Source organism: Ralstonia sp. NFACC01 (assembly GCF_900115545.1).
GTDB lineage: Bacteria > Pseudomonadota > Gammaproteobacteria > Burkholderiales > Burkholderiaceae > Ralstonia > Ralstonia mojiangensis.
In genome coordinates this window covers 218,484-239,905 of the sequence record NZ_FOWV01000006.1, presented here as the reverse complement: position 1 = coordinate 239,905, position 21,422 = coordinate 218,484, and the positions used below count along the sequence as shown (strand labels likewise).

Annotated in this window: 21 protein-coding genes; 7 read left to right on the top strand and 14 right to left on the bottom strand. The window is 65.3% G+C overall.

Annotated features, from left to right (window positions below):
- Positions 1–2 precede the first annotated feature (2 nt).
- Positions 3–407, bottom strand: coding sequence for a ribbon-helix-helix domain-containing protein (locus BM136_RS17180; RefSeq protein ID WP_092973402.1), 405 nt, complete (start codon positions 405–407; stop codon positions 3–5).
- A gap of 41 nt (positions 408–448) precedes the next feature.
- A complete protein-coding gene (locus tag BM136_RS17175; RefSeq protein WP_092973400.1) occupies positions 449–1,027 on the bottom strand; it encodes a DJ-1/PfpI family protein in 579 nt (192 codons plus the stop codon).
- A gap of 107 nt (positions 1,028–1,134) precedes the next feature.
- On the opposite strand from BM136_RS17175, the gene BM136_RS17170 reads away from it, so the two are divergent.
- The 3 genes from BM136_RS17170 to BM136_RS17160 all read left to right on the top strand — a co-directional run bounded on the left by BM136_RS17170 (position 1,135) and on the right by BM136_RS17160 (position 4,187).
- A complete protein-coding gene (locus BM136_RS17170; RefSeq protein ID WP_175537157.1) occupies positions 1,135–1,743 on the top strand; it encodes an adenine phosphoribosyltransferase in 609 nt (202 codons plus the stop codon).
- Between the two features lie 127 nt (positions 1,744–1,870).
- Entirely contained in the window at positions 1,871–2,491 is a 621-nt protein-coding gene (locus BM136_RS17165) for a LysE family translocator (RefSeq protein ID WP_092973398.1), read from the top strand.
- A 19-nt stretch (positions 2,492–2,510) separates the two neighbouring features.
- A complete protein-coding gene (locus tag BM136_RS17160; RefSeq protein WP_092973396.1) occupies positions 2,511–4,187 on the top strand; it encodes a Na/Pi cotransporter family protein in 1,677 nt (558 codons plus the stop codon).
- Positions 4,188–4,251: 64 nt separating this feature from the next.
- Here BM136_RS17160 and uvrA read toward each other — a convergent pair whose 3' ends face one another.
- Complete coding sequence (gene uvrA, locus BM136_RS17155; RefSeq protein ID WP_092973394.1) at positions 4,252–7,116, bottom strand: excinuclease ABC subunit UvrA; 2,865 nt, start codon at positions 7,114–7,116, stop codon at positions 4,252–4,254.
- A 242-nt stretch (positions 7,117–7,358) separates the two neighbouring features.
- Here uvrA and BM136_RS17150 point away from each other — a divergent pair, with 242 nt between their 5' ends.
- Positions 7,359–8,522: an MFS transporter gene (locus BM136_RS17150; RefSeq protein ID WP_175537167.1), complete on the top strand. Its 1,164-nt coding sequence runs from the start codon at positions 7,359–7,361 to the stop codon at positions 8,520–8,522.
- 50 nt (positions 8,523–8,572) lie between these two features.
- Positions 8,573–9,133 (top strand): single-stranded DNA-binding protein, encoded by a 561-nt coding sequence (locus BM136_RS17145; RefSeq protein ID WP_092973390.1) that lies wholly within the window; start codon positions 8,573–8,575, stop codon positions 9,131–9,133.
- An 87-nt stretch (positions 9,134–9,220) separates the two neighbouring features.
- On the opposite strand, the gene BM136_RS17140 is transcribed toward BM136_RS17145, so the two are convergent.
- From BM136_RS17140 to BM136_RS17095, 10 genes are all read right to left on the bottom strand, one after another.
- Complete coding sequence (locus tag BM136_RS17140; RefSeq protein WP_024976699.1) at positions 9,221–9,481, bottom strand: hypothetical protein; 261 nt, start codon at positions 9,479–9,481, stop codon at positions 9,221–9,223.
- A 23-nt stretch (positions 9,482–9,504) separates the two neighbouring features.
- A complete protein-coding gene (locus BM136_RS17135) occupies positions 9,505–9,966 on the bottom strand; it encodes a hotdog family protein (RefSeq protein ID WP_092973388.1) in 462 nt (153 codons plus the stop codon).
- A complete protein-coding gene (locus BM136_RS17130; protein ID WP_092973386.1) occupies positions 9,963–10,766 on the bottom strand; it encodes a beta-ketoacyl synthase chain length factor in 804 nt (267 codons plus the stop codon). The genes BM136_RS17135 and BM136_RS17130 overlap by 4 nt, the downstream gene beginning before the upstream one ends.
- Positions 10,763–11,980 (bottom strand): beta-ketoacyl-[acyl-carrier-protein] synthase family protein, encoded by a 1,218-nt coding sequence (locus BM136_RS17125; protein WP_092973384.1) that lies wholly within the window; start codon positions 11,978–11,980, stop codon positions 10,763–10,765. The genes BM136_RS17130 and BM136_RS17125 overlap by 4 nt, the downstream gene beginning before the upstream one ends.
- 72 nt (positions 11,981–12,052) lie before the next feature.
- Positions 12,053–12,916, bottom strand: coding sequence for a polysaccharide deacetylase family protein (locus BM136_RS17120; protein WP_092973382.1), 864 nt, complete (start codon positions 12,914–12,916; stop codon positions 12,053–12,055).
- On the bottom strand, positions 12,913–15,333 hold the full coding sequence (locus BM136_RS17115) for an MMPL family transporter (RefSeq protein ID WP_092973380.1): 2,421 nt from the start codon (positions 15,331–15,333) through the stop codon (positions 12,913–12,915). Before BM136_RS17115 ends, BM136_RS17120 begins: the two co-directional genes overlap by 4 nt.
- A 13-nt stretch (positions 15,334–15,346) precedes the next feature.
- Complete coding sequence (locus tag BM136_RS17110; protein ID WP_092973378.1) at positions 15,347–15,943, bottom strand: outer membrane lipoprotein carrier protein LolA; 597 nt, start codon at positions 15,941–15,943, stop codon at positions 15,347–15,349.
- A complete protein-coding gene (locus BM136_RS17105) occupies positions 15,940–16,902 on the bottom strand; it encodes an LpxL/LpxP family acyltransferase (RefSeq protein ID WP_092973376.1) in 963 nt (320 codons plus the stop codon). The genes BM136_RS17110 and BM136_RS17105 overlap by 4 nt, the downstream gene beginning before the upstream one ends.
- Positions 16,899–18,596, bottom strand: coding sequence for an AMP-binding protein (locus BM136_RS17100; protein WP_092973374.1), 1,698 nt, complete (start codon positions 18,594–18,596; stop codon positions 16,899–16,901). The genes BM136_RS17105 and BM136_RS17100 overlap by 4 nt, the downstream gene beginning before the upstream one ends.
- 26 nt (positions 18,597–18,622) lie before the next feature.
- Positions 18,623–19,297 carry a COG4648 family protein gene (locus BM136_RS17095; RefSeq protein ID WP_092973372.1) on the bottom strand — a complete coding sequence of 225 codons (675 nt, stop codon included), beginning with the start codon at positions 19,295–19,297 and terminating at the stop codon, positions 18,623–18,625.
- Between the two features lie 412 nt (positions 19,298–19,709).
- Here BM136_RS17095 and BM136_RS17090 point away from each other — a divergent pair, with 412 nt between their 5' ends.
- A complete protein-coding gene (locus tag BM136_RS17090; RefSeq protein ID WP_092973370.1) occupies positions 19,710–19,970 on the top strand; it encodes a phosphopantetheine-binding protein in 261 nt (86 codons plus the stop codon).
- A 54-nt stretch (positions 19,971–20,024) separates the two neighbouring features.
- A complete protein-coding gene (locus BM136_RS17085) occupies positions 20,025–20,795 on the top strand; it encodes a glycosyltransferase family 2 protein (RefSeq protein ID WP_092973368.1) in 771 nt (256 codons plus the stop codon).
- A gap of 16 nt (positions 20,796–20,811) precedes the next feature.
- Here BM136_RS17085 and BM136_RS17080 read toward each other — a convergent pair whose 3' ends face one another.
- Entirely contained in the window at positions 20,812–21,390 is a 579-nt protein-coding gene (locus BM136_RS17080) for a TetR/AcrR family transcriptional regulator (RefSeq protein WP_092973366.1), read from the bottom strand.
- Positions 21,391–21,422 lie beyond the last annotated feature (32 nt).

The following is a 21,422-nucleotide window of genomic DNA, read 5'->3' as shown; positions in this document are numbered from 1 at the left end:
GCTTATTTGATGAACGTTTCCAGCAGCGGCCCGCGCGAGCGGCGCGGCGGCGGGGCATCCGCCATGTTGGCCGGCAGGCCGTCCAGCACCGCCGCGGCATCGAGCGAGCTGATCGACACCCGTGTATCAGCCGGAATGCGCCCTTCCTGCTGCAGCATCAGATAGCGCAGGCAGCAGACGCGCAGGAACGACGCGAAGTTCGCCACCTCGCCGCGACGCTCAAACAACTCGTCATAGAGCTTGCTGATGAGCTGGTTGACCGTCAGGCCATCACGCTGGCCAATCTCTTCGAGCACCTCCCAGAACAGGCACTCCAGCCGCACGCTGGTCGCCACGCCGTGCAGGCGTAGCGAACGCGCGAGACTGTCGTAGGAATGGGGATTGGCGCGGATGAAGATTTCGCACATGGCCGGGGGCTCCTGGGGCGCCCGGCGTGCGGGCAACCGGATCAGTGTAGAACCCGCGTGCCCAGGACTTCAAGAAACTGTGCCAACCATGCCGGATGTGCCGGCCACGCGGGCGCTGTGACCAGCTTGCCGTCGGTGTGGGCTTGGTCGACGGGGATGTCCTGGAACGTGCCGCCTGCCGCCGTGACTTCCGGTCCACATGCCGGATATGCCGAGCACGCCTTGCCTTCCAGCGCACCCGCCGCCGACAGCAACTGCGCACCGTGGCAGATGGCCGCGATGGGTTTGTCCGCATGGGCGAAGTGCCGCACGACGTCGAGCACGCGGGCGTTCAGCCGCAGGTATTCGGGCGCGCGGCCGCCGGGCACGACAAGTGCGTCATACGTTGCCGGGTCGACGTCGGCGAAGGTGGCGTTGACCGTGAACCGATGGCCGGGTTTTTCGGAGTACGTCTGCGAGCCTTCGAAATCGTGAACGGCGGTCGCGACGGAATCGCCAGCGCGCTTGTCCGGACAGACGGCGTGCACCGTGTGGCCGACCATCTGCAGCGCCTGGAAGGGGACCATGACTTCGTAGTCCTCCACGTAGTCGCCGACCAGCATCAGAATTTTCTTTGCCATCGCCGTGTCTCCTGTATGGTTTGGGTTTGCCCATTGTGGTTCGGCGCCATTCGGCCCGGGTGGTAGCCCATTACCGCAGACCACGTTCCTGCTTTCCTGTTTTTGCCATGAACCAAGTTCCTCCTCACCAGGCGGCGCTACTGACGCCGTCGTCCATTCCCGCTTCCACTGAACTGGGCGATGTATCGCGTTACCTGCGCGACCGCATCCGCACGGTGCCGGATTGGCCGCAGGCCGGGGTGATGTTTCGCGACATCACGCCGCTGTTGCAGGACCCGAAGAGCCTGCGCGTGCTGGTGGATGTGTTCGTCCATCGCTACATGGGGCAGGGGCTGAATCTGGTGGCAGGCATCGATGCGCGTGGATTCATCCTTGGCTCGATCGTGGCGTATGAGCTGAACCTCGGCTTTGTGCCGATCCGCAAGAAAGGCAAGCTGCCCTTCAACACGGTGGCCGAGGAGTACATGCTCGAATACGGCAGCGCGACGGTGGAAATCCACGCCGATGCCTGCAAGCCAGGCGATCGCGTCTTGTTGATCGACGACCTGATTGCCACCGGCGGCACCATGATGGCCGGCAAGCGCCTGCTTGAACGGCTGGGCGCGACGGTGGTGGAGGGCGCGGCGATTGTCGACCTGCCCGAGCTGGGCGGCTCACAACTGCTGATCGAGGGCGGGCTGCCGCTCTTCACGGTCTGCCGCTTTGATGGACACTGAGCGGCCACCCGCTGCCTATGCGTGATGCGCCAGTCGCATACGCTCATGTGACAAAAATATGACGCACTACTGCCACGCGCAGTAGCATGATCCTTTCCACTTCCCCTGCGCCCCCCGGGAGACGTCGATGCCTCACGTATTGCTCTTCCTGCTGACTTCGATTGCCATCACGGTGATGCCCGGGCCGGACAACCTGCAAGTGATTGCGCGCGGCGCAAGCCAGGGCCGTAAAGCGGGTCTGTCGGCGGCGGCGGGATTTGCGTCGGGCTGCCTGTTTCATACGACGCTGGCGGCCCTTGGGCTGGCTGCAGTGCTGCAATCGTCCCCTGTGGCGTTCCAGGCGATCCGCTGGCTGGGAGCGGCGTATCTGATCTGGCTGGGCATTCAGGCACTGCGCAGCAAGGGAGGCATCGGCCTGAATCATGCTGGAGCGCAGGCGGCGCCCGACCTGTGGCAGGTATATCGCCAGAGCGTTTTTGCCAATTTGCTCAACCCGAAGGTGACGTTGTTCTTCGTGGTGTTCCTGCCGCAGTTTGTCGATGCGCAGGCCGGCCATGCGGCGCTGCAGATGTTGCTGCTGGGCGGCGTGTTCATGGCGCAGACCATCGTTGTGTTCAGCATCTACGGTTGGTGCGCGGCCGCGCTGGGCGGTTGGATGCGCCGCACGCCGCGTGCCTCGCTGTGGCTCGACCGGGTGAGCGGCTGCATTTTCATCGGGCTGGGCCTGCGGGTGGCTCTGACTAAATAAGCAAGACTGCACGGCAACAATGATCACCCTGCTTAAGCTGCTTTCTGGCGTCGCCCTGTTGGTATGGGGCACGCAGACCGTCAAAGTTGGCATGTTGCGCCTCTACGGCGCGGACTTGCGTCGCCTGTTGTCACGCAGCGTGTCGAATCGGTTCTCTGCGCTGCTGGCCGGCATTGGCGTGACGTGTCTGGTGCAGAGCAGTAACGCGACGGCCACCATCGTCGGCGCCTTTGTTGCGCAAGGGCTGATGGGTGTGTCGTCGGCGCTGGCGATCCTGCTGGGTGCCAACGTGGGCACCGCCATCATGGCGCAGATATTTGCGCTGGATTTGTCGTGGCTGTCGCCGCTGCTGATCTTCTTTGGCGTGATCCTGCATCTGTCGCGCAAGGGCAGTGCAGTGGGGCATTTTGGGCGGGTGCTGATCGGCCTGGGCCTGATCATGATGGCGCTGGAGCTGATCTCGATCGCGTCGAGCCCGATGGTGGAAGCCAATGCGCTGCGTGTGCTGCTGGGCTCCATCTCGTCAGACACCGGCCTGAACATGCTGATTGGCGCGGTGCTCACGCTGCTGTGCTATTCGAGTCTGGCTGTCGTGCTGTTCTGCGCGACGCTGGCAGCGTCGGCTGCGGTGTCGGTCAAGGTGGCCTTTGCGATTGTGCTGGGCGCAAACATCGGCAGTGCCGTGGCCGCGTTGGCGACCACGCCCTCATCGAGCCAAGCCGCACGCCGCGCAACGCTCGGAAACCTGCTTTCGCGCATGCTGGGCGCCGCGCTGGCGCTGCCCTTTCTGGACAAGCTGGCGGAGTGGGCGCCGCACGCGGGCGTCGCGCCACAGCACGTGGTCGTGGCGTTTCATGTGGTGTTCAACGTGGCGTTGGCGGTGTTGCTGATCGGCTTCACCGATACGATGGCGCGCCTGTGTGCGCGCATCCTGCCGGGCGGCGCGCATATCGACGATCTCGTTGCGCCGCGCTACCTCGATCCTTCTGCGCTGGCCACGCCAACGTTGGCGTTGGGCAATGCGTCGCGCGAGGTGCTGCGCATCGGCGATCGCGTTGAGCACATGCTCGACAACACCCTGCGCGTGCTCAAAACCAACGACGTGCGCCTGTTGCAAACCACCCGCGCCATCGACGACGAGGTCGATGCGCTCTACACCGCCATCAAGCTTTATCTCACGCAGCTGAGCCACGAAGCCCTGGACGCGCGCGAGGGAAAACGCTGGGCCGACATCATCTCGCTCACCATCAATCTGGAGCACGCCGGCGACATTCTCGACCGCATGCTGCAGGACGTGCGCGAGAAGAAGATCGCACACAAGCTGGCCTTTTCCGAGGCCGGCATGGAAGAGCTGGAAGACATGCATGCGCGCCTGGTCACGAACCTCAAGCTGGCGTTGTCGGTGTTCCTGACGGGCGACCTGCGCAGCGCGCAGAAGCTGATGCTGGAAAAGGCGCACTTCCGCGATCTAGAGAAACGCTACTCGCGCAGTCACCTCACGCGGGTGTCCGCGCAGACGGCCGAGAGCATCGAGACCAGTTCGCTGCATCTGGACATCATCAGCGATTTCAAGCGGTTGAACTCGTTGTTCTGCGCGGCCGCATATCCGGTGCTGGATGAAGCGGGCGCGTTGAATCGCAGCCGTATGAAACACGCAGATGAAGTGGAAACCGAGACAGCGCCTGCGGGCCACTGACGCCCCGCATTGCCGAAAAAAAGCGCAGCCGAAACTGCGCTTCTTTGTTGCCGAATGATGTCGCTTACTTCCGCTTGAGCAGCGGCGCAAGGTATTTGCCGGTAAAGCTAGCCTTGCTCTTCGCCACATCCTCGGGGGTGCCCTTGGCGATGATCTGCCCGCCGCCGGCGCCGCCTTCGGGCCCGAGATCGAGCAGCCAGTCTGCCGTTTTGATCACGTCGAGGTTGTGCTCGATGATGACGATCGTATTGCCGTGGTCGCGCAGCTTGTAAATGACCTTCAGCAGCAGCTCGATATCGTGGAAGTGTAGGCCAGTGGTCGGCTCATCCAGGATGTAGAGCGTGCGGCCTGTGTCGCGCTTCGATAGCTCCAGCGACAGCTTTACGCGCTGCGCCTCGCCGCCCGACAGCGTGGTCGCCGATTGCCCAAGGCGGATGTAGCCCAGGCCCACGTCCAGCAGCGTCTGCAGCTTGCGGCGTACCACCGGCACCGGCGCGAAGAACTCGTGCGCCTGCTCCACCGTCATCTCCAGCACTTCGGTGATGTTCTTGCCCTTGTAGAGCACTTCCAGCGTTTCGCGGTTGTAGCGCTTGCCGTGGCATACGTCGCACGGCACGTACACGTCAGGCAGGAAGTGCATCTCGACCTTCAGCACGCCGTCGCCCTGGCATGCCTCGCAGCGGCCACCCTTGACGTTGAACGAGAAGCGGCCGGGGTCATACCCGCGCTCCTTGGCCGACGGCACGCCGGCAAACAGCTCGCGGATCGGCGTGAAAAGGCCCGTGTAGGTGGCCGGGTTCGAACGCGGCGTGCGGCCAATCGGAGATTGGTCGACGTTGATGACCTTGTCGAAATGCTCCAGGCCGTCGATGCGATCGTGCGCAGCCGGTTCCGGCGTCGAGCCATACAGATGGCGCGCCACCGCGTGGTAAAGCGTGTCGTTGATCAGCGTCGACTTGCCGGAACCCGACACACCCGTGATGCAGGTGAGCAGCCCGATCGGAATATCGGCCGACACGTTCTTCAGGTTATTGCCGCTGGCGTTGATGATGCGCAGCCAGCGCTCTTCATCGGGCGCCGTGCGTTGCTTGGGCACCTCGATGCGGCGCTTGCCCGACAGGTAATCGCCCGTCAGCGACGCCGGCGATTGCTCGACTTGCTGGGGCGTGCCCTCCGCGATGATCTGGCCGCCGTGCACGCCGGCGCCGGGGCCGATGTCGACCACGTAGTCCGACGCGCGGATCATGTCTTCATCGTGCTCCACCACCAGCACCGAGTTGCCGAGGTCGCGCAGGTGCTTGAGCGTGCCGATCAGCCGATCGTTGTCGCGCTGGTGCAGGCCGATGGACGGCTCGTCCAGCACGTACATCACGCCGGTCAGCCCCGAGCCGATCTGCGACGCCAGGCGGATGCGCTGCGCCTCGCCGCCCGAGAGCGTGTCGGCACTGCGCTCCAGCGACAGGTAATCGAGCCCGACGTTGTTCAGGAAGTTCAGGCGCGCAGTGATCTCCTTGACGATCTTGTCGGCGATCTCGCGCTTGGCGCCGTGCATGTTCAGCGTCAGGAAATACGTAAGCGCATCGCGCAGCGGCCAGCCGTTGATCTCGTAGATGCCGCGTGCCTGGTCGGCTTCGCCAATCTTGACGAAGCGCGCTTCGCGGCGCAGGCGGGTGCCGTGGCACTCCGGGCACTGCTGGTTGTTCTGGTACTTGGCCAGCTCCTCGCGCACGGCGATGGAGTCGGTCTCTTTGTAGCGCCGCTCCAGGTTGGGGATGATCCCCTCGAACGCGTGCTCTCGCACCGTGGTCTTGCCGCGCTCGTTGATGTACGTGAACGGGATCTGCTGCTTGCCCGAGCCATGCAGCACGATCTGCTGGGTCTCGGGCGGCAGGTCTTCAAACGCGACATCGATGTCGACGTCGTAGAACGCCGCCAGGCTCTGCAGCATCTGGAAGTAAAACTGATTGCGGCGGTCCCAGCCCTTGATCGCGCCGGACGCCAGCGACAGATTCGGAAAGGCCACCACGCGCTTCGGATCGAAGAACGTGATCTGGCCCAGCCCGTCGCAGTGCGGGCAGGCGCCCATCGGGTTGTTGAACGAGAACAGCCGCGGCTCCAGCTCCTGCAGCGAGTACGAGCAGATCGGGCAGGCGAACTTTGAGCTGAAGCCGTGCTCTTTGCCCGTGTCCATTTCCAGCGCGATGGCGCGGCCGTCTGCCAGGCGCAGCGCGGTTTCGAACGACTCGGCCAAGCGCTGCTTGAGTTCCGGGTTGACCTTCACGCGGTCGACGACGACCTCGATCGAATGTTTGTCGTTCTTCTTCAGCTTGGGCAGGTTGTCGACTTCGTAGACCTTGGCTTCAGCCTCGTGCGCGGTACCGCCGCCCGAGCGGATGCGAAAGCGCACGAAACCCTGCGCCTGCATCGCTTCGAACAGGTCGACGTGCTCGCCCTTGCGGTTGGCCACCACGGGCGCCAGGATCATCAGCTTGGTATCGGCCGGCAACGCCAGCACGGCATCCACCATTTGCGACACGCTTTGCGCTTCCAGCGGCTGTCCGTGATCGGGGCAGTAAGGCGTACCGGCACGCGCGTACAGCAGACGCAGGTAGTCATGGATCTCGGTCACGGTGCCGACTGTGGAGCGCGGGTTGTGGCTGGTGGCCTTCTGCTCGATGGAAATGGCCGGCGACAGACCTTCGATCAGGTCCACGTCGGGTTTTTCCATCAATTGCAGGAATTGACGGGCATACGCCGACAGCGATTCCACATAGCGCCGCTGCCCCTCCGCATACAGCGTGTCGAACGCGAGCGACGACTTGCCCGACCCCGAAAGCCCGGTGATCACGATCAGCTGGTTGCGCGGCAGATCGAGGTTGATGTTCTTCAGGTTGTGGGTGCGGGCCCCACGAATCTTGATTTCGTCCATGTGCGGCTGAGTGCTGCTGAATGCGGCGTCGGAGTGCGGACCGCCTGCGGCAATCGGCGGGAGGGTGGAAAAGGGTAAGCCTGCTAATATACCGAACTTCGGTTTTGCTGGTATCTGCTCCCAGATGGGGCAATCCGTGAAACCGTTCAAGTGTTCTTGTCGCCGCTTTTCTTCCTGGTTTTCGCGGCGGTTTCCGCACCATGTCCTCCGCTTCCCCATCCATGACTTCCGCCTCCGGCCGTATGAATGGCCTTGAGCTGCGCGCGGCTGCCTCGCTGGCCGGCATCTTCGCGCTGCGCATGTTGGGTTTGTTCATGATCATGCCGGTCTTCGCGGTGTTCGCGAAAACGCTGCCCGATGGCAACAACACCCAACTCGTCGCTTTCGCCATCGGTGTGTATGGCCTCACGCAGGCGCTGCTCTATATCCCTTACGGCTGGCTATCGGACCGCTTCGGACGCAAGCCGGTCATCGTCACGGGTCTGGTGATCTTTGCGGTGGGCAGCCTGGTGGCGGCTTTTTCGCACAGCGTCGCGGGCATTGCCGTGGGGCGGGCCATCCAGGGCGCGGGGGCGATCTCGTCGGCGGTGATCGCCTTCGTGGCCGACCTCACGCGCGAGGAGCATCGCACGAAGGCCATGGCCATGATCGGCGGAAGCATCGGCCTGTCGTTTGCCGTGGCCATCGTGAGTGCGCCGGTCATCTTCCGCTGGGTCGGCATGCCGGGCATGTTCACGGCGATTGGCGTGCTGGCCATCGTCGCCATCGGCGTGGTGCTGTGGGTTGTGCCCAACCCTCCGCGTCCGCCCGAGCATATGAAGGCACCGTTCCGTGAAGTCCTGCGCAACCCCGAACTGCTGCGCCTGAACTTTGGCGTGTTCGCCCTGCATGCCACGCAGACGGCGTTGTTCGTCGTGCTGCCGCACATGCTGGAAGCCGCAGGCCTGCCCGTCGATTCGCACTGGAAGATCTACCTGCCGGTGATGGGCGTGTCGTTCGTGCTGATGGTGCCGGCCATCATTGCCGCCGAGAAGCGCGGCAAGATGAAGATCGTGCTGCTGTCGGCTGTGGCGCTGGTGATGGTGGCGCAACTGGCGCTGGGCGAGATGAATCCGACGCTCGCCGCGCTGGCGATTGCGCTGCTGGTCTACTTCCTCGGATTCAACGTGCTGGAGGCGTCGCAGCCGTCGCTGGTATCGAAGTACGCGCCGGGCGTGCGCAAGGGCGCGGCCATGGGCGTGTACAACACGACGCAGGCGCTGGGCCTGTTTGCAGGCGGGGCGGGCGGCGGCTGGATTCTGCTGCATGCGGGGCAGCATGCCGTATTCCTAACCTGCGCCGCGCTGGCTTTTGCCTGGCTTATAATTGCGAGCCCCATGCAGATGCCGGCATTGCGCCGACACTAATCCGGGCAACACGGCGGCATCACTTCATTTTTTACCTTCGGAAACTCATCATGGCGTCCGTCAACAAAGTCATCATCGTCGGCAATCTCGGCGCCGATCCTGAAACGCGTTACATGCCCAGCGGCGACGCTGTCACCAACATTCGCGTGGCAACCACCGACCGCTACAAGGACAAGGCCAGCGGCGAAATGAAGGAAGCCACCGAGTGGCACCGCATCGCCTTCTTCGGCCGCCTGGCTGAAATCGCCGGCGAATACCTGAAGAAAGGCTCTTCGGTCTACATCGAAGGTCGCCTGAAGACCCGCCAATGGGAAAAGGACGGCCAGAAGCAATACAGCACCGAAATCGTCGCAGAACAAATGCAGATGCTCGGCGGCCGCGGTGGTGAGGGTGGTGGCGGTGGTGGTGGCGGTGCTGGCTACTCGCGCGGCGGTGAAGGCGGCGGCGGTGGTGGTGGTGGCTACGGCGGTGGCCGCAGCCAAGGTCAAAGCCAAGGCCAAGGCGGCGGCTACTCGCGCGGCGGTGAAGGTGGTGGTCAGGGCGGCGGTGCACGTCGCCAGCCGGCACCGTCGAATGGTTTTGAGGATATGGACGACGATATTCCGTTTTAAGTCCATCTCGCCCGACAACAAAAACCCGGCAGTCCGCCCAGGACGCCGGGTTTTTTGTTGCCTTCAGCGGGCAGACCTGCCGCCGTTCTAGTCACTCTCACACGGCTTCTTGAAGACGTGCTTCACCCCGCATTTGGTCGCGTGCGCCGCGTTCTTCACACCATGCCCCACGGCTCGTGCAGCGTTGGCCGTCGCATGCCCAGCTTCCTTTGCCGCATGGCCGGTCTTGCGGGCGGCTTCCTTCGTGTCCTGCTTGATGTTCTCCTTGGTCTCAGACAAATCGGCATGGGCCAGGGGGCTGAGCAGCGCCAGCAGCAGCGCAGGGATCAAAAGTAGACGACCTTTCACGGCGGGAATCCTCACAAACAGGTTCATGCAACGGACGCGTCGAGCACCACAGCGGCGCGGCCGGTCAACAGGATGCGTGCGCCGCTGCGCACGGTGAATCGGTACAGCACGTTGTTGCCGTCGCCACCGATGCGTTCGGCTTCGATGTCGAGCGGCGAGTCGATGGTGTCGAGCCGGGGGACGTGGGCTTCAACGCTGCGCACGCTGGCGAGAAAGCCGGCGCGTGGGCGGGCTTGCGCAGCATCGCACAGAGCGCCATGCACGGCCATCGCCTGAGCGGCGTATTCGATGCCACAGACCGCGGCCAATTGACCGTGCGAGCGCAACGGGTTGGCAGTGTCACGATGGCTCGTGGCGCTGCAATGGATGTGTGCGTCGTCCCATGCGACGACCGCGTCCAGCAGGCACATCGTGCCGCTGTGCGGAATGCGCGCTGCGATCCAGTTGCGGTCGAGCGGCGGAGATGGCTGCGCGCTTGACGTCATGGCGTGCCGAAGATGATGTCGACCTGCACGCGGGTCTCGGGCAGACAGTCGAGCACGACGTTGGCTGCTCGCCCTGCGGCCAACGCTTCCAGCAGCGGTAGCGCGCGCGCCGCGGCGTTGCCGTGCCACAGCGCTCCGAGCCCGGGTTGTGCCAATGCAGTCGACGCCGCGTCGGTCAGCGCGACGTCAATGCGCGCGAGCGTGCGCGGGCCAGCTTCGGGCGCAAGGACCATCGCCACCGCAAACGTATCGGGCACGGGCCGCACCGCGTTCAACGGTTCCGGGTACTCGCCGTCATATGCGATCAGCAGGGTGGGCGTGGCGTCAATCGTGACCTGACAGAGGCTGTCCAGCAGCCCAGCGGCAAAACTGCCGTCGTACGCGCACAGCACATTGGACGGCGCCATCGCGTGTGTGGCGATGCTCCAGTAGCCGGCCGGCGCGTTGTGCACGGAGTTGTGGAAGCGCGTGGGCGAAAGCTTGCGATCGTCGCCCGCCAGGGTTTCGCAGATGGCGTGGCAGTTCTGGCCATCGCCGCCGGACGAACTGAAGACCGTGGCCAGCGTGGCGGCATCGCGTCCGCTGGCTGCGACGGCCTCGTGGCCGACTGCCAGCGCCAGCTTGACTACGGGCCCCGTGCGGCGGCGCTCGACCGCCGGCAGCCCGGCCGGCGGCGGCAACTCGGTCGGTGCGTGCGCGTATGGTGTTCGACCGGTGAGCACGTCAGCGGTGTGCGGCCAATCCCGCAGACCGGGGCCCAGCACGCCGATGCTCTCGATGAAGGCGCTTAGTCGGGTCATGATGACAGGCCCACGTGGTCTGCGCGGCCGAAGACCAGGCTGCAATTCGTGCCACCAAATCCAAAGGCGTTGCTGAGCGCTGTGCGAACAGGAGCGTGGCGGCTCGACGTCAGGTAGTTGATGGCCAAGGTCGGGTCCGGCTGCGTGGTGTTGATGCCGGCCGGCATCAATTGATGGCGCAGCGCCAGCGCTGCGATTACCGCTTCCAATGCACCCGCCGCGCCCAGTGTGTGGCCGGTCGCACCCTTGGTCGAGCTGCACGCCGTGCCGTCGAACATCGCCTGGATGGCGCGCGCCTCCGCTGCGTCATTGCTGGGCGTGCCAGTGCCGTGCAGGTTGATGTAGTCGATGTCCGTGGCGGCCAAGCCGCTTGTGGCCAGCGCTTGCATCATGGCAGCACGTGCGCCCAGCCCTTCTGGATGCGGCGATGACATGTGATGCGCGTCGCTCGATTCGCCAATGCCGAGCAGCAGGATTGCATGGTCGTCCAGCGCGTTCCTGGCGTCGGGGGCGCGCTCCAGCAGCGCAAAGGCCGCGGCCTCGCCGATGGAGATGCCATCGCGCGCCGCATCGTACGGCCGGCACGGTTGCCGCGACAGCAGTTCCAGCGAGTTGAACCCGTACAGCGCAGTCAGGCACAGCGAATCGACGCCGCCCACCACCGCCGCATCGATCAGGCCCGCCGCCAGCATGCGCCGCGCCGAGGCAAACACCTTGGCCCCCGACGAACACGCCGACGAGATCACCATGGCCGGTCCGCTCAATCCAAAGTACGCCCGCACAAACGCGGCGGACGAATAAATGTTGTGCGTCTGCGCGTAGTGAAAGCTCGCCGGCAGCGCGCCCGTTTGCGGATCGCGCTGCTGGTAGGCGCGTTCGGTTTCGAGAATGCCCGACGTGCTGGTGCCAAGGAACACGCCGACGCGTGCGGCGCCATGGCGTGCCTTGGAGGCTTCAACAGCTTCGGCAAAACCGTCTTGTGTGAGGCCGATCTGCGCAAGCCGGTTGTTGCGGCAGTCGAACTCGCGCAGGTCTGCACGCACGGGCGTGGCATCCGCGCCAGGCACTTCGCCGATCCACGTGTCGAGTTCGGCGCGCGGGAAGTGACACGGCGCGAGCCCGCCACGTTGCCCGCGCAACGCGTCGAGCGTGGCGTCAAGGCCGCGTCCGAGGCAGCTTGTGGCGGTGAAATGTGTGAGCAGGACGGGCTTCACTGGAGAGATTGTCGCGGCAATTGTGGGGTGAGCTGACGGAGCAGACGGGGCGCCAATCGTTGACAAATTTTATCAAATGGCCATTTGCGAGCGGGTGGCCTGCACGGGCTCCTGCGCGAGGGCAGCTCGCAAGGTCGTGCACTGCAATCGCGCGCGGGCGGCGGCTTCGAGCACCTTCGGCAATACAGTCAATATGACGGGCGTGCCGTGTGCATCGCGCGCCGCATGCCCATCGTGGAGCAGCAGGATGTCTTGCGGCGCCAGACCGTGCAGCAGGCGCTCGGCGATGGCGTCGGCGTTATGCGAGCGGGTGTCGAAGCCGCGGCGCGTCCAGCTCGCCAGCTGCAAGCCAAGCTGACACAGCACCGGTTCGAGAAACGGATTGCGCAGTCCGGCCGGCGCCCGAAAAAACAGCGGGCGCGTGCCGGTGATCTGCGCGAGCGTGTCCTGCGCGGCGGCAATCTCGCGCCGCAACGCGCCCGGCCCCTGCAGCGAGAACGTATGCCGATGGCGCTGACTGTGGTTTTCCACCGCATGCCCACGCGCGACGATGGCCTCGACGCAGCGCGGGTGTCGCTGCGCCAATTCGCCGATGCAGAAGAAGGTGGCTTTGGCGCCGTGCTGGTCGAGCACGTCCAGCACGCGTGGCGTGACATCGGGGTCAGGACCGTCGTCGATAGTCAACGCGATCTGCTGGCCGGCCGTGGCGGGCAGATGCGTCCAGTTCGGGCCGAGCCAGCTGCTGCGCGGCCACAGACCGCCGGCCATCAGCACCAGATGCGAGGCGATGACGCTGCAGCCCGCCCATGGCCATGTTGAGGGGGCGGCCGCAACGGCAACCGCCACGCCCGCGTGCAGCGCCAGGGCGCCGCTGATCAGCGGCGTCGGCGTCCAGCGGCGGGCGGTACCAAGTGGTGGGGTGATCGGCGTGTTCATGCTGCAGCGTGCTGTTCGTGATCGGCGCGTGGCGCGAGGATGGCAGCAAACACCAGCGCGAGCATGGCGCCGGGCCCGACGGTCAACCCGAACGTTTCCAACATCGGCACCCGCGAGAATGCCAGCAGGCCGAAGCCGGCCACCGTCGCCAGATTGGCCACCAGCAATGACACCAGCGTCTGCGGCGCAATGGTCTGCGTGCGTTGATTGAAGAACAGCGCGTAGTTCGATCCCACCGCCACGATCAGCAGCATGCCCACCAGATGCAGGATGGTCAGCGGCACGCGTGCCAGCGCAAAGCCGGCCGTCACCACCAGCACCGCCGCCACCAGGGGCGCCAACGCGCGGAGCGTCCGCTGCGGTGAGCGTAACGCCACGAGCAGCAGCAAGGCGATCGCCGCGAAACCGGCCAGCGACAGGCGAAGGTCTTCCCGCACGTAGTTCACGTACAGCCGATCAGCCTCGGCCTTCATGTCGACGAAGAGCGCGCCCGGCACGGCCGCATGCTCGACGGCGGCACGAATCGGCGCGGCATCCAGGCTGGATGAGTTGAGTGCGTTCTTCGTGGCGGCCGGCGCGGCTGATGGTGCGCGCAATGGCAGCATGGCGCTCCATTGGCCGGCGCGTTCTGTCAGCAGTGCGTCCACCGCCAATGCCATCGATGTGCCCTTCAGGTCTGCGCGCCGCAATAGGGGCTGGGTGCGTGCCGCGTCCACATCGGCGATAAACGGGGCGAAGAGATCAGGCTTCACGCGGATCGGCTGATCTTCAACGGCGCTGCGCATGCGGGCGGCCAGTGCATCCGCAGGGGGCAGGCTTGCGAGGCGCGCGCGCTGCGTAGCATCACTCGGCAGATAGCGCGCAGGGTTCTCGACGCCGGCCAGCACGCCGCTGTCCACCAACGGTTGCAGTTGCGCGGCGACCTTTTCGGCGCCTTCAAGCGCGGCCTGCTCGGTCGCGGCCGGAATCACCACCAGATAGCGCACGTCGGGCGCCCCCACGTCGGCGCGCAGACTGGCGTCGAGCGCCTGGCTTTTCGCGGGCACGGGGCTCAGCGCAGCGAGTTCGCGGCTCCACAGGCCATCGCGATGCAGCGCGAGCGCCGCACATGCGCCCACGAGCACCATCGCCAACACCCAGCGCAGACGTGGCGCAGCATGCGTGGCCCGTGCGAGCCACGCCCCCACACGCGACACATCCCGCGTCGCCACTTCTGCACCACGCAGATGCGGCAGCACGTAGCGCGTGACAAGTGCCGCCGTCACCAACCCGACAATCGAATACAGCCCTAACTGCACGAGCCCCGGAAAGCCTGAGAACAGCATCGACGCAAAGCCGCATACGGAGGTCAGCACACCCAGGCGGATGATCGGCCAGTACGTGGTGATCCATGCTCGCAGACTGTCGTCGGGGGTGGCGCCACGCAGGCGGGAAGATTGCACGAAAAGGTAGATCGAATAGTCGACCGCCTCGCCGATGAGCGTGGTGCCGAATCCGAGAGTGAGCCCGTGCACGGCCCCAAACGTGAGGCTGACCGCTGCCACGCCGGCCGCCACGCCGGACAGCACCGGCAGCAATCCCAGCAACACCGTGCGCGGCGAGCGGTACACCGTCAGCAGCAGCGCCACCACGAGCACGAGGCTGACGGTGGAAAGCCGTTCGACGTCGCGCTTGATGGTGTCGCGCGATTCAACGGAAAACACGCCTGGGCCGGTCAGGAGGATGCGCGCGGATGCGGCGTTCGGCACCGTGCGTGCAACCGCATCGAACGCGCGGTGCACGGTATCGATGGCCTGCGCCTGAGCGTCGGTGTCGGACCCGGCGGCCGTTGTCTGCACGACCAGCACGGCACGCTGGTCATCGCGCGACGCCCACACGCCATGCATGGAAGAGGGTAGCGCGGTGTTGTCCAACTGGCTGACGAGCGCCGCCACCTCGCCGGTCGGATCGCGCGGCAGCATGTTCTTGGCAAATAGCCCGGCTGACGAACTGAGCAGGTCCAGGCTCTCGCCCAGCGCCGCGTGCAGACCTTCGGCGGAAAAGCGCTGCGGCGTGACAGCGGGACTGAGCACGTAGCGGTGGTCGAAGACGAACTGCCGGTCGCGCGCTTCGCTCACGGGCTCCCCGTTATTGACGGCACTGAACCGTGCGTCGGCACGCAGCGTGGCGGCGAGCTGCTTCGACAGCGTTGCACGGGTGGCCGCGTCACTGCCCTCGATGCCCACGAGGATGAGTCGTGACACCAGCCCCTCGCGCAACTGGTCGACCAGCACGCGTTGCTCGGCACTCGGCGAGCGCGGAAGAAACGCCGACAGGTCCGCTGTAAAGCTCGTCCGCCCGATCACGACCGCGCACAGCAGCAGGCCGGTCAACCAGACCAGCACGGCGGGCTGCTGCAGAGCGTGCAAGCGTTTCATGTGCGCGGGGCCCTTAGTTGCCGGGCACGCGTTGCAGGCGCATCAACGAATGATCGCCGTCTGCCTGGCGGATGGCGACGCTGCGCAGCACATCGCGCGTGCCCTCCAGCGTGATGGTGCAGACCACCTGCTGCATGCGCGTGTCGATGGGCGAAAGCGTGAGCGTCCAGTCATCGCCGTGGCCAGCGATGGCGACCTTGTAGATCGCTTCGAGCGCGTAGCGGTTACCGGCCAGCGTGGCGCGGATGCTTTCGATGAAGGCGCCCAGCTCCGGGTATTGCGACAGCGGCATCGTGAACTTGCGCTGGTTGCGCTCGACGGTCAGCTTGTCGCCGTCAATCACGAGGTGTTCTGGCTTGGGAGCCAGCGTGTGCTTTTCCAGATGATCGGGCGCCACGAACACCAGCTCGCCGGACGATTCAATGGGCTGTGCCGCAATCGACAGCGTCTTTGTTTCCGTAAATGTGGCGCGCCCAGACTTGTTGCGTGCGAGCGTGGACATGAGGCGGTCGAGCGTCCAAGCGGTATCCGCGGCGTGGGCGGTTGTTGCCAACATGCTGGCTGCGAACATGGCCAGAAGGGCGCGAAGGAATGGGCGCGTTGCAGTCATGGCGTCTGGGTGGTCTGGTGCTCGGCCGGGGTGGGATTCTGCGCGCCGGCCGCGTCGGCATCCTGCCAGAAGTCGAAGTAATTGAACCAGTTGTATGGCGCGGCGCGGCAGTAATGTTCAACGCGTTCCACATAGTGGCCGAGCCCGGCTTGCACGGCGGCGGCGCGATCTTCGCGGCGCACATCAGTGAAATCCGCCAACGGATCGAAATGCACGGCGTAGCGATTGCCGCCCAGGTGCAGCCCCGTCATGAATAGCACGGGGCGCTTCAGCATGGCGGCCATGTGCAGCGGCCCGAGCGGAAACGCTGCCGGGCTGCCGAGAAAATCCCTGCGCTGGATGGATGGCCCCGCGTCGCGCAACAGCGTGCGATCAGCCAGCATGCCGACCAGCCGGTTGTCGTCCAGCGCCTCGCGCACTTGCAGCATGGCGTCTACACGCCCCAGCGGAATGACCTCCGGCGCCGCCGCCGGGTTGATGGCGGCAACCGCGGCGTTGATGTTGCGCGCGTTCTCTTCATACATGGCGACGGCCACGCGCAGGTTTGGCACCGTACGGCCAAGCGCGCGCACCACCTCGAAGCTGCCCAGGTGCGCGCCGAGCAGGAATGCACCGCGCCCCCGCGCCAGCACGTCGTGTATGTGCTGCTGGCCCTGCAACTCGACGTCGAACAGGTCGAAGCGCCCGCTGATCAGGTAAATGCGGTCGTGGATGGTCGTGCCAAAGGTGAACATGTGACGGAATACGTCGCGCAGCGTTGCCGGCCGGCCGAGCGCGCGGCGCAGATAGTCACGCGAGGCACGCCGCGCCGCCGGCGAGGCCGCCACGAAATACACCGCAATCAGCCACAGCAGAGCCCTGCCGAATGGCCGACCAAGCCGCAGCGAAAGCCACGTCATCACGCGCAGCAGCGCGAGGTTGCTGCGCTCAGGACGCTCTGCCCAGTCGGTGCGCTTCATGCAGCAACGCCCTCCGGCGCTGATGCGGACATTACGCCGCTGGCCACTTCGCGCTCGCCCGCGCGGATCGTGAAGCGGACGGCGTTGCTCGCCGTCGTCTCGAACGCGAGGTCGAGCAACTCCCCGGGTGCCGCAGGGCTGAGAAACTTGGCCGAACTGATCTTGCAAGCATCAAGCGAGCGGCCCAGCGCCGCACCGATCGTGTGGAGCGCGTGGTCAAGCAGCACCACCCCCGGCACGATTGGGTGGCCGGGAAAGTGCCCCGGCAGCGCCGGGTGATCAGCAGGAATGGTGAAGCGCATGGCGGGCATTTGTGCGTTGCGGTGCGAATGTTGTGCGACCAGCGCGGCTAGCACATCGCGCGCCAGTTTGCCGGTTTCGTTGCGCGGCAGCGCGTCTACCAGCAGCAGCGGGCGGGGCAGGAATGCTGCATCGATGCGGTCATGCAGGGCACGCAGTACGTCCGCCGCGCTAAGGCTCGGCGCCACAACCAGCGCCACCAGGCGCGTGACTGCGGCGCTGCCCTGCGTATGCGGGGCGGCAGGCGCATCGTCCGGCATGTAGAACACGCCGTCCTCCACACCTGCGATCGCGTTGAGCTGATGGTTCAGATACGCCAGCGACGAGCGCTTGCCGGCAATGTTGATCAGATCGGTCTTACGGCCGTGCAGCAGAAAGTGCGTGTCGTCGATCAGTTCAATCACATCGCTCATCGGCACCGCGGTTTCGACGTGCCCACCCTGGACCCACACCGTTGGGCCGTCGTCTTCCGGCGTGCCGGCGCGCGATTCCATGCGGACGCCGGGGTATAGATGCCACGCGGTTTCCTGCGCGGTACGGCGCGTCGCGACCTGGCCGGTTTCGGTGCTGCCGTAGATTTCCAGGAGCGGCGCAGACAGGCGCGTCTCGGCCTCCCGCGCCAGCGCCTCCGACAGCGGCGCAGTGGCCGACAGCACGAGCGATGCGCTTGGCAACGCGGGTTCTGATGCCAGCAGCGCCCGCAGATGCACCGGCGAGGTCACCAGCACGCGCGGTTGCGGCACGGCCTGAAGCGCCTCGCGAATGTCCGCCGGATAGAACGGCCGCTGGTTGCTGACGGCCAGACCGCCCTGCAGCGCCAGCAGTACCGTCACCTCAAAGCCATACATGTGCTGCGGCGGCACGGTGCCGACCAGCGTGAAGGCGCGCCCATCGTCCAGGCCAAGGTGTGCGACTGCCGCGCGCATGCAACGCACCAGCGCGCCCCATGTCTTGCGATGCGGCACCGGCGTGCCGGTTGATCCGGACGTGAACAACACCGCCATGACTTGCGATGCGTCGATCTGCGGCACGTCGATGAGCGTTGTGTCGGCCGTCAACGCATCGGGGTAACGGAAGCCCGGCAGGTCGACCGGGCAGGCGGGCGCATCGTGCAGGCAAAACACATCGGGCGCGAACGCCGAAAGCTGGCGCACCATTTGCGGCGTCTGCATGGGCGGCAGCAGGCTGACTTTGCCGGCCACCAGCGTCGCGCACAGCGCGACGGCAAAGCGGTAACGGTCTGAACAGGCGTTGAACACGTGACCGCCCGGCGGCAGCATCGCGGCCAGCGCCATCACATCGGCCAGGAACGCACGTGCGGAGACGGGGGCGCCGTCACGCCAGGCGAGCGTGTGGTCGAGTGTTGGATGGGAGACCAGCGGGTAAGTCGGCATGACGCAAATCGTGGAGGCGTGTGGGCTCAGCGGGAACGTTCTGTGGCGGGGCGCGTGGATTGCTGCGACGGCCCCGATTGTCGATACGCGCGCACCGCATCGAACAGGCTGGAATGTGGCTCGCCGCGCAGCACGACGCGTCGGCAGAGGTATTCCGCCACAAACATCACGCCCACCAGCGGCAGCGACAGGTAGTTCGCAAACGTCGACCACGTTACGGTCGATGCCGTGGCAAACAACAGGGTGGATACGACGGCGGTTGCCAGAAAAAACAGCGTCCATGCCAGCGTGACCTGCCGCGAATAACGCGTAATGCGCGGCGTGAGCGTGCCGTGCACCATGTGCGCAAAGCGCGTGCACAGTGGCTCGCGGCCCGCCACCAACGTGCGGCCGAATACGTAGGCCATCATCAGGTTGAAGCTTGCATGTTCGAGGTACAGGCCCCAGTCAAAATGCGCGGCGAGCGGTGCGCGCGCCATCCACAGCACTCCACAGACGAGCAGCCACAGTGGCAACAGCCATGCACGATGCTTGGAACGTGTGGCCGCGACCAGCGCAACTGTCAACGGCGGCACCAGAGCCATCGCCAAGCCCACGCCATGCGCGCCTGGCGTGGCCGCTGCGTAATGCGCACCCACCTGATACGCTACGACCGCACCCACCCCCGCTGCGCCCCGCGCAAAGCTGGTCAGTCGCTGCATGGCAGAGCAAGTTGGGGGGAGCGGCGCTGCATGGTGTCGTAGGAGGGGCCGGGCAGTTTCATCATAGGGCGGGGGCACATTCTAGGGCCCCGCGCCTGTCTCGCCTGATCCGGCGGCGGCGTGTTTGTAACCGGATGTACGGCGCCCGGGCAGCCCTGTTGTGGCGCCCCTTGCCGCTTTGCGGCGCCACACAAGCCGTTGAATCGTTTGCGTCACTTCGTCCATGCGCCGCGACGTGCGGTCTTTGTCACGGTTTCGCGCTATACGGGGTGTAACCCTTCGTCTAGAATCCGCGTAGCTTAAACGACCCCCTTCACAGGCTGGGCTGGACAAGGCAGGAGCTTCGGGCAAGGAGAACGTCGTTGGCTCTGGCCGCAATCCCCGCTGTACGCCGCCTGTGGCTGCAAGACCGATGAACGACCTGGAAAAAGAGCTCGCCGCGCTCATGATCGGCGAACTGAATCTCGAAGACATTCAACTCGATACCCTGACCGCCGACACACCGCTGTATGGCGAAGGGTTCGGGCTCGATTCCATCGATATCCTCGAAGTTGCGCTGCTGATCTCCAAGAAATACGGCTTCGAGCTGCGCTCGGGCGATCCCGACAACCAGAAGATCTTCGCCTCGCTTGGCTCGCTCGCAGCCTACGTGGCAGAACACCGCACGCGATAGGCTCGCGCCAGCGCCCAACGCATTCCGCTTTCAACGTTTGGCCGGACCGACGCCATGCCGATGACCGGCGCTTCCACCTCGCACCTCGTTCTGATTCCAAGCTACAACCCTGGCTCCAAGGTTGACGACACCGTGCGCAGCGCGCGCGCGCAGTGGAACCCGGTCTGGGTCGTGGCGGACGGCAGCACCGACGGCAGCACCGAACGCTTGCAGGCCATGGCAGCGCAAGACCCAGGGCTGCGCGTGATTGTGCTGCCGCGCAATCGCGGCAAGGGTGTGGCCGTGCTGACCGGCCTGGAAGCCGCTGCCGCAGCAGGTTTTACCTACGTGCTGACCATGGACGCCGACGGCCAGCATCCAGCAGAGCTCATCCCCGAATTCATGGCGGCCTCACAGGCTGCGCCCGACGCGATGATCCTCGGCCAGCCGGTGTTTGATGCAACGGCGCCGCAGGTGCGCGTGCAGGGCCGGCGCCTGTCCAACGGCTGTGCGGACATCGAAACCCTGTGGGCCGGAATTGGCGATACGTTGTTCGGTTTTCGCGTCTACCCGATTGCGCCGCTGGCCGAGATCATGCGCCGGCAGACTTGGATGCGCGGTTTCGACTTCGACCCGGAAGCGGCGGTGCGCCTGTGCTGGGCCGGTGTGCGTCCGATCCGGCTGGCGGCGCCGGTGCGCTACTTCCGCGCGCACGAGGGCGGCGTGTCGCATTTCCGGTATCTGCGAGACAACATCCTGCTGGTTGGGATGCATCTGCGCCTGGCGGCCGAGGGCATGCTGCGCTTGCCTTCGATGATTGCGCGGCGGGTGCAGCGCGGCTGGTAGGCTGCGGCGGCTGGGTTCAGGCAGCTTCGGTGGCGGCCCTGGCCTGATTCAGAAGGGTTTCTGCGGCGTGCCAGGCCTGTGACGCGGCGGACGGATCGCCAATTGCGCGGGCGTCGGCCGTGGCGCCCGACAGCAGCATCACGTACACCCCGGCAAGCTGCCGCGCCGTATTGGCAGGCACCACATCCTTGAGCAGCGTTTCCATCATGGCGAGCAGATCGTCGCGGTAGCGCACCGCCACGTCGGTCACCTTGGGGCAGGTGGCGCCAAACTCAGCCAGCGCGCGCTCGAACAGGCAGCCCGCAAATTCGGGAGTGCGGAACCATGCGCCGTACCACTCGAAGATGCCCTTGAGGCGGGCGGTGGCGTCGTGCATGGGGCTGAGCTTTTCGGCAATGCTGCCCATGACGAAGGTATAGCGCTGCTCGAGCACTTCCTTGATCAGATCTTCCTTGCCGGCAAAGTGCCGGTACAGCGTCATACGGGCGACGCCGGATTCGTCGATGATCCAATCGACGCCCACGGGGTGAAAGCCGTGCTTGGAAAACAGTTCGCCGGCCTTGTCCACCACCTGTTGGCGCTTGCTTGCGCGCATTGCCACCTCTCCTGATTGCTGAGCCGCATCTT

Coding starts and splice junctions, on each gene's coding strand:
- BM136_RS17180 (WP_092973402.1), bottom strand. CDS start 407: ATGTGCGAAATCTTCATCCGCGCCAATCCCCATTCCTACGACAGTCTC.
- BM136_RS17175 (WP_092973400.1), bottom strand. CDS start 1,027: ATGGCAAAGAAAATTCTGATGCTGGTCGGCGACTACGTGGAGGACTAC.
- BM136_RS17170 (WP_175537157.1), top strand. CDS start 1,135: ATGAACCAAGTTCCTCCTCACCAGGCGGCGCTACTGACGCCGTCGTCC.
- BM136_RS17165 (WP_092973398.1), top strand. CDS start 1,871: ATGCCTCACGTATTGCTCTTCCTGCTGACTTCGATTGCCATCACGGTG.
- BM136_RS17160 (WP_092973396.1), top strand. CDS start 2,511: ATGATCACCCTGCTTAAGCTGCTTTCTGGCGTCGCCCTGTTGGTATGG.
- uvrA (WP_092973394.1), bottom strand. CDS start 7,116: ATGGACGAAATCAAGATTCGTGGGGCCCGCACCCACAACCTGAAGAAC.
- BM136_RS17150 (WP_175537167.1), top strand. CDS start 7,359: ATGAATGGCCTTGAGCTGCGCGCGGCTGCCTCGCTGGCCGGCATCTTC.
- BM136_RS17145 (WP_092973390.1), top strand. CDS start 8,573: ATGGCGTCCGTCAACAAAGTCATCATCGTCGGCAATCTCGGCGCCGAT.
- BM136_RS17135 (WP_092973388.1), bottom strand. CDS start 9,966: ATGACGTCAAGCGCGCAGCCATCTCCGCCGCTCGACCGCAACTGGATC.
- BM136_RS17130 (WP_092973386.1), bottom strand. CDS start 10,766: ATGACCCGACTAAGCGCCTTCATCGAGAGCATCGGCGTGCTGGGCCCC.
- BM136_RS17120 (WP_092973382.1), bottom strand. CDS start 12,916: ATGAACACGCCGATCACCCCACCACTTGGTACCGCCCGCCGCTGGACG.
- BM136_RS17115 (WP_092973380.1), bottom strand. CDS start 15,333: ATGAAACGCTTGCACGCTCTGCAGCAGCCCGCCGTGCTGGTCTGGTTG.
- BM136_RS17110 (WP_092973378.1), bottom strand. CDS start 15,943: ATGACTGCAACGCGCCCATTCCTTCGCGCCCTTCTGGCCATGTTCGCA.
- BM136_RS17105 (WP_092973376.1), bottom strand. CDS start 16,902: ATGAAGCGCACCGACTGGGCAGAGCGTCCTGAGCGCAGCAACCTCGCG.
- BM136_RS17100 (WP_092973374.1), bottom strand. CDS start 18,596: ATGCCGACTTACCCGCTGGTCTCCCATCCAACACTCGACCACACGCTC.
- BM136_RS17095 (WP_092973372.1), bottom strand. CDS start 19,297: ATGCAGCGACTGACCAGCTTTGCGCGGGGCGCAGCGGGGGTGGGTGCG.
- BM136_RS17090 (WP_092973370.1), top strand. CDS start 19,710: ATGAACGACCTGGAAAAAGAGCTCGCCGCGCTCATGATCGGCGAACTG.
- BM136_RS17085 (WP_092973368.1), top strand. CDS start 20,025: ATGCCGATGACCGGCGCTTCCACCTCGCACCTCGTTCTGATTCCAAGC.
- BM136_RS17080 (WP_092973366.1), bottom strand. CDS start 21,390: ATGCGCGCAAGCAAGCGCCAACAGGTGGTGGACAAGGCCGGCGAACTG.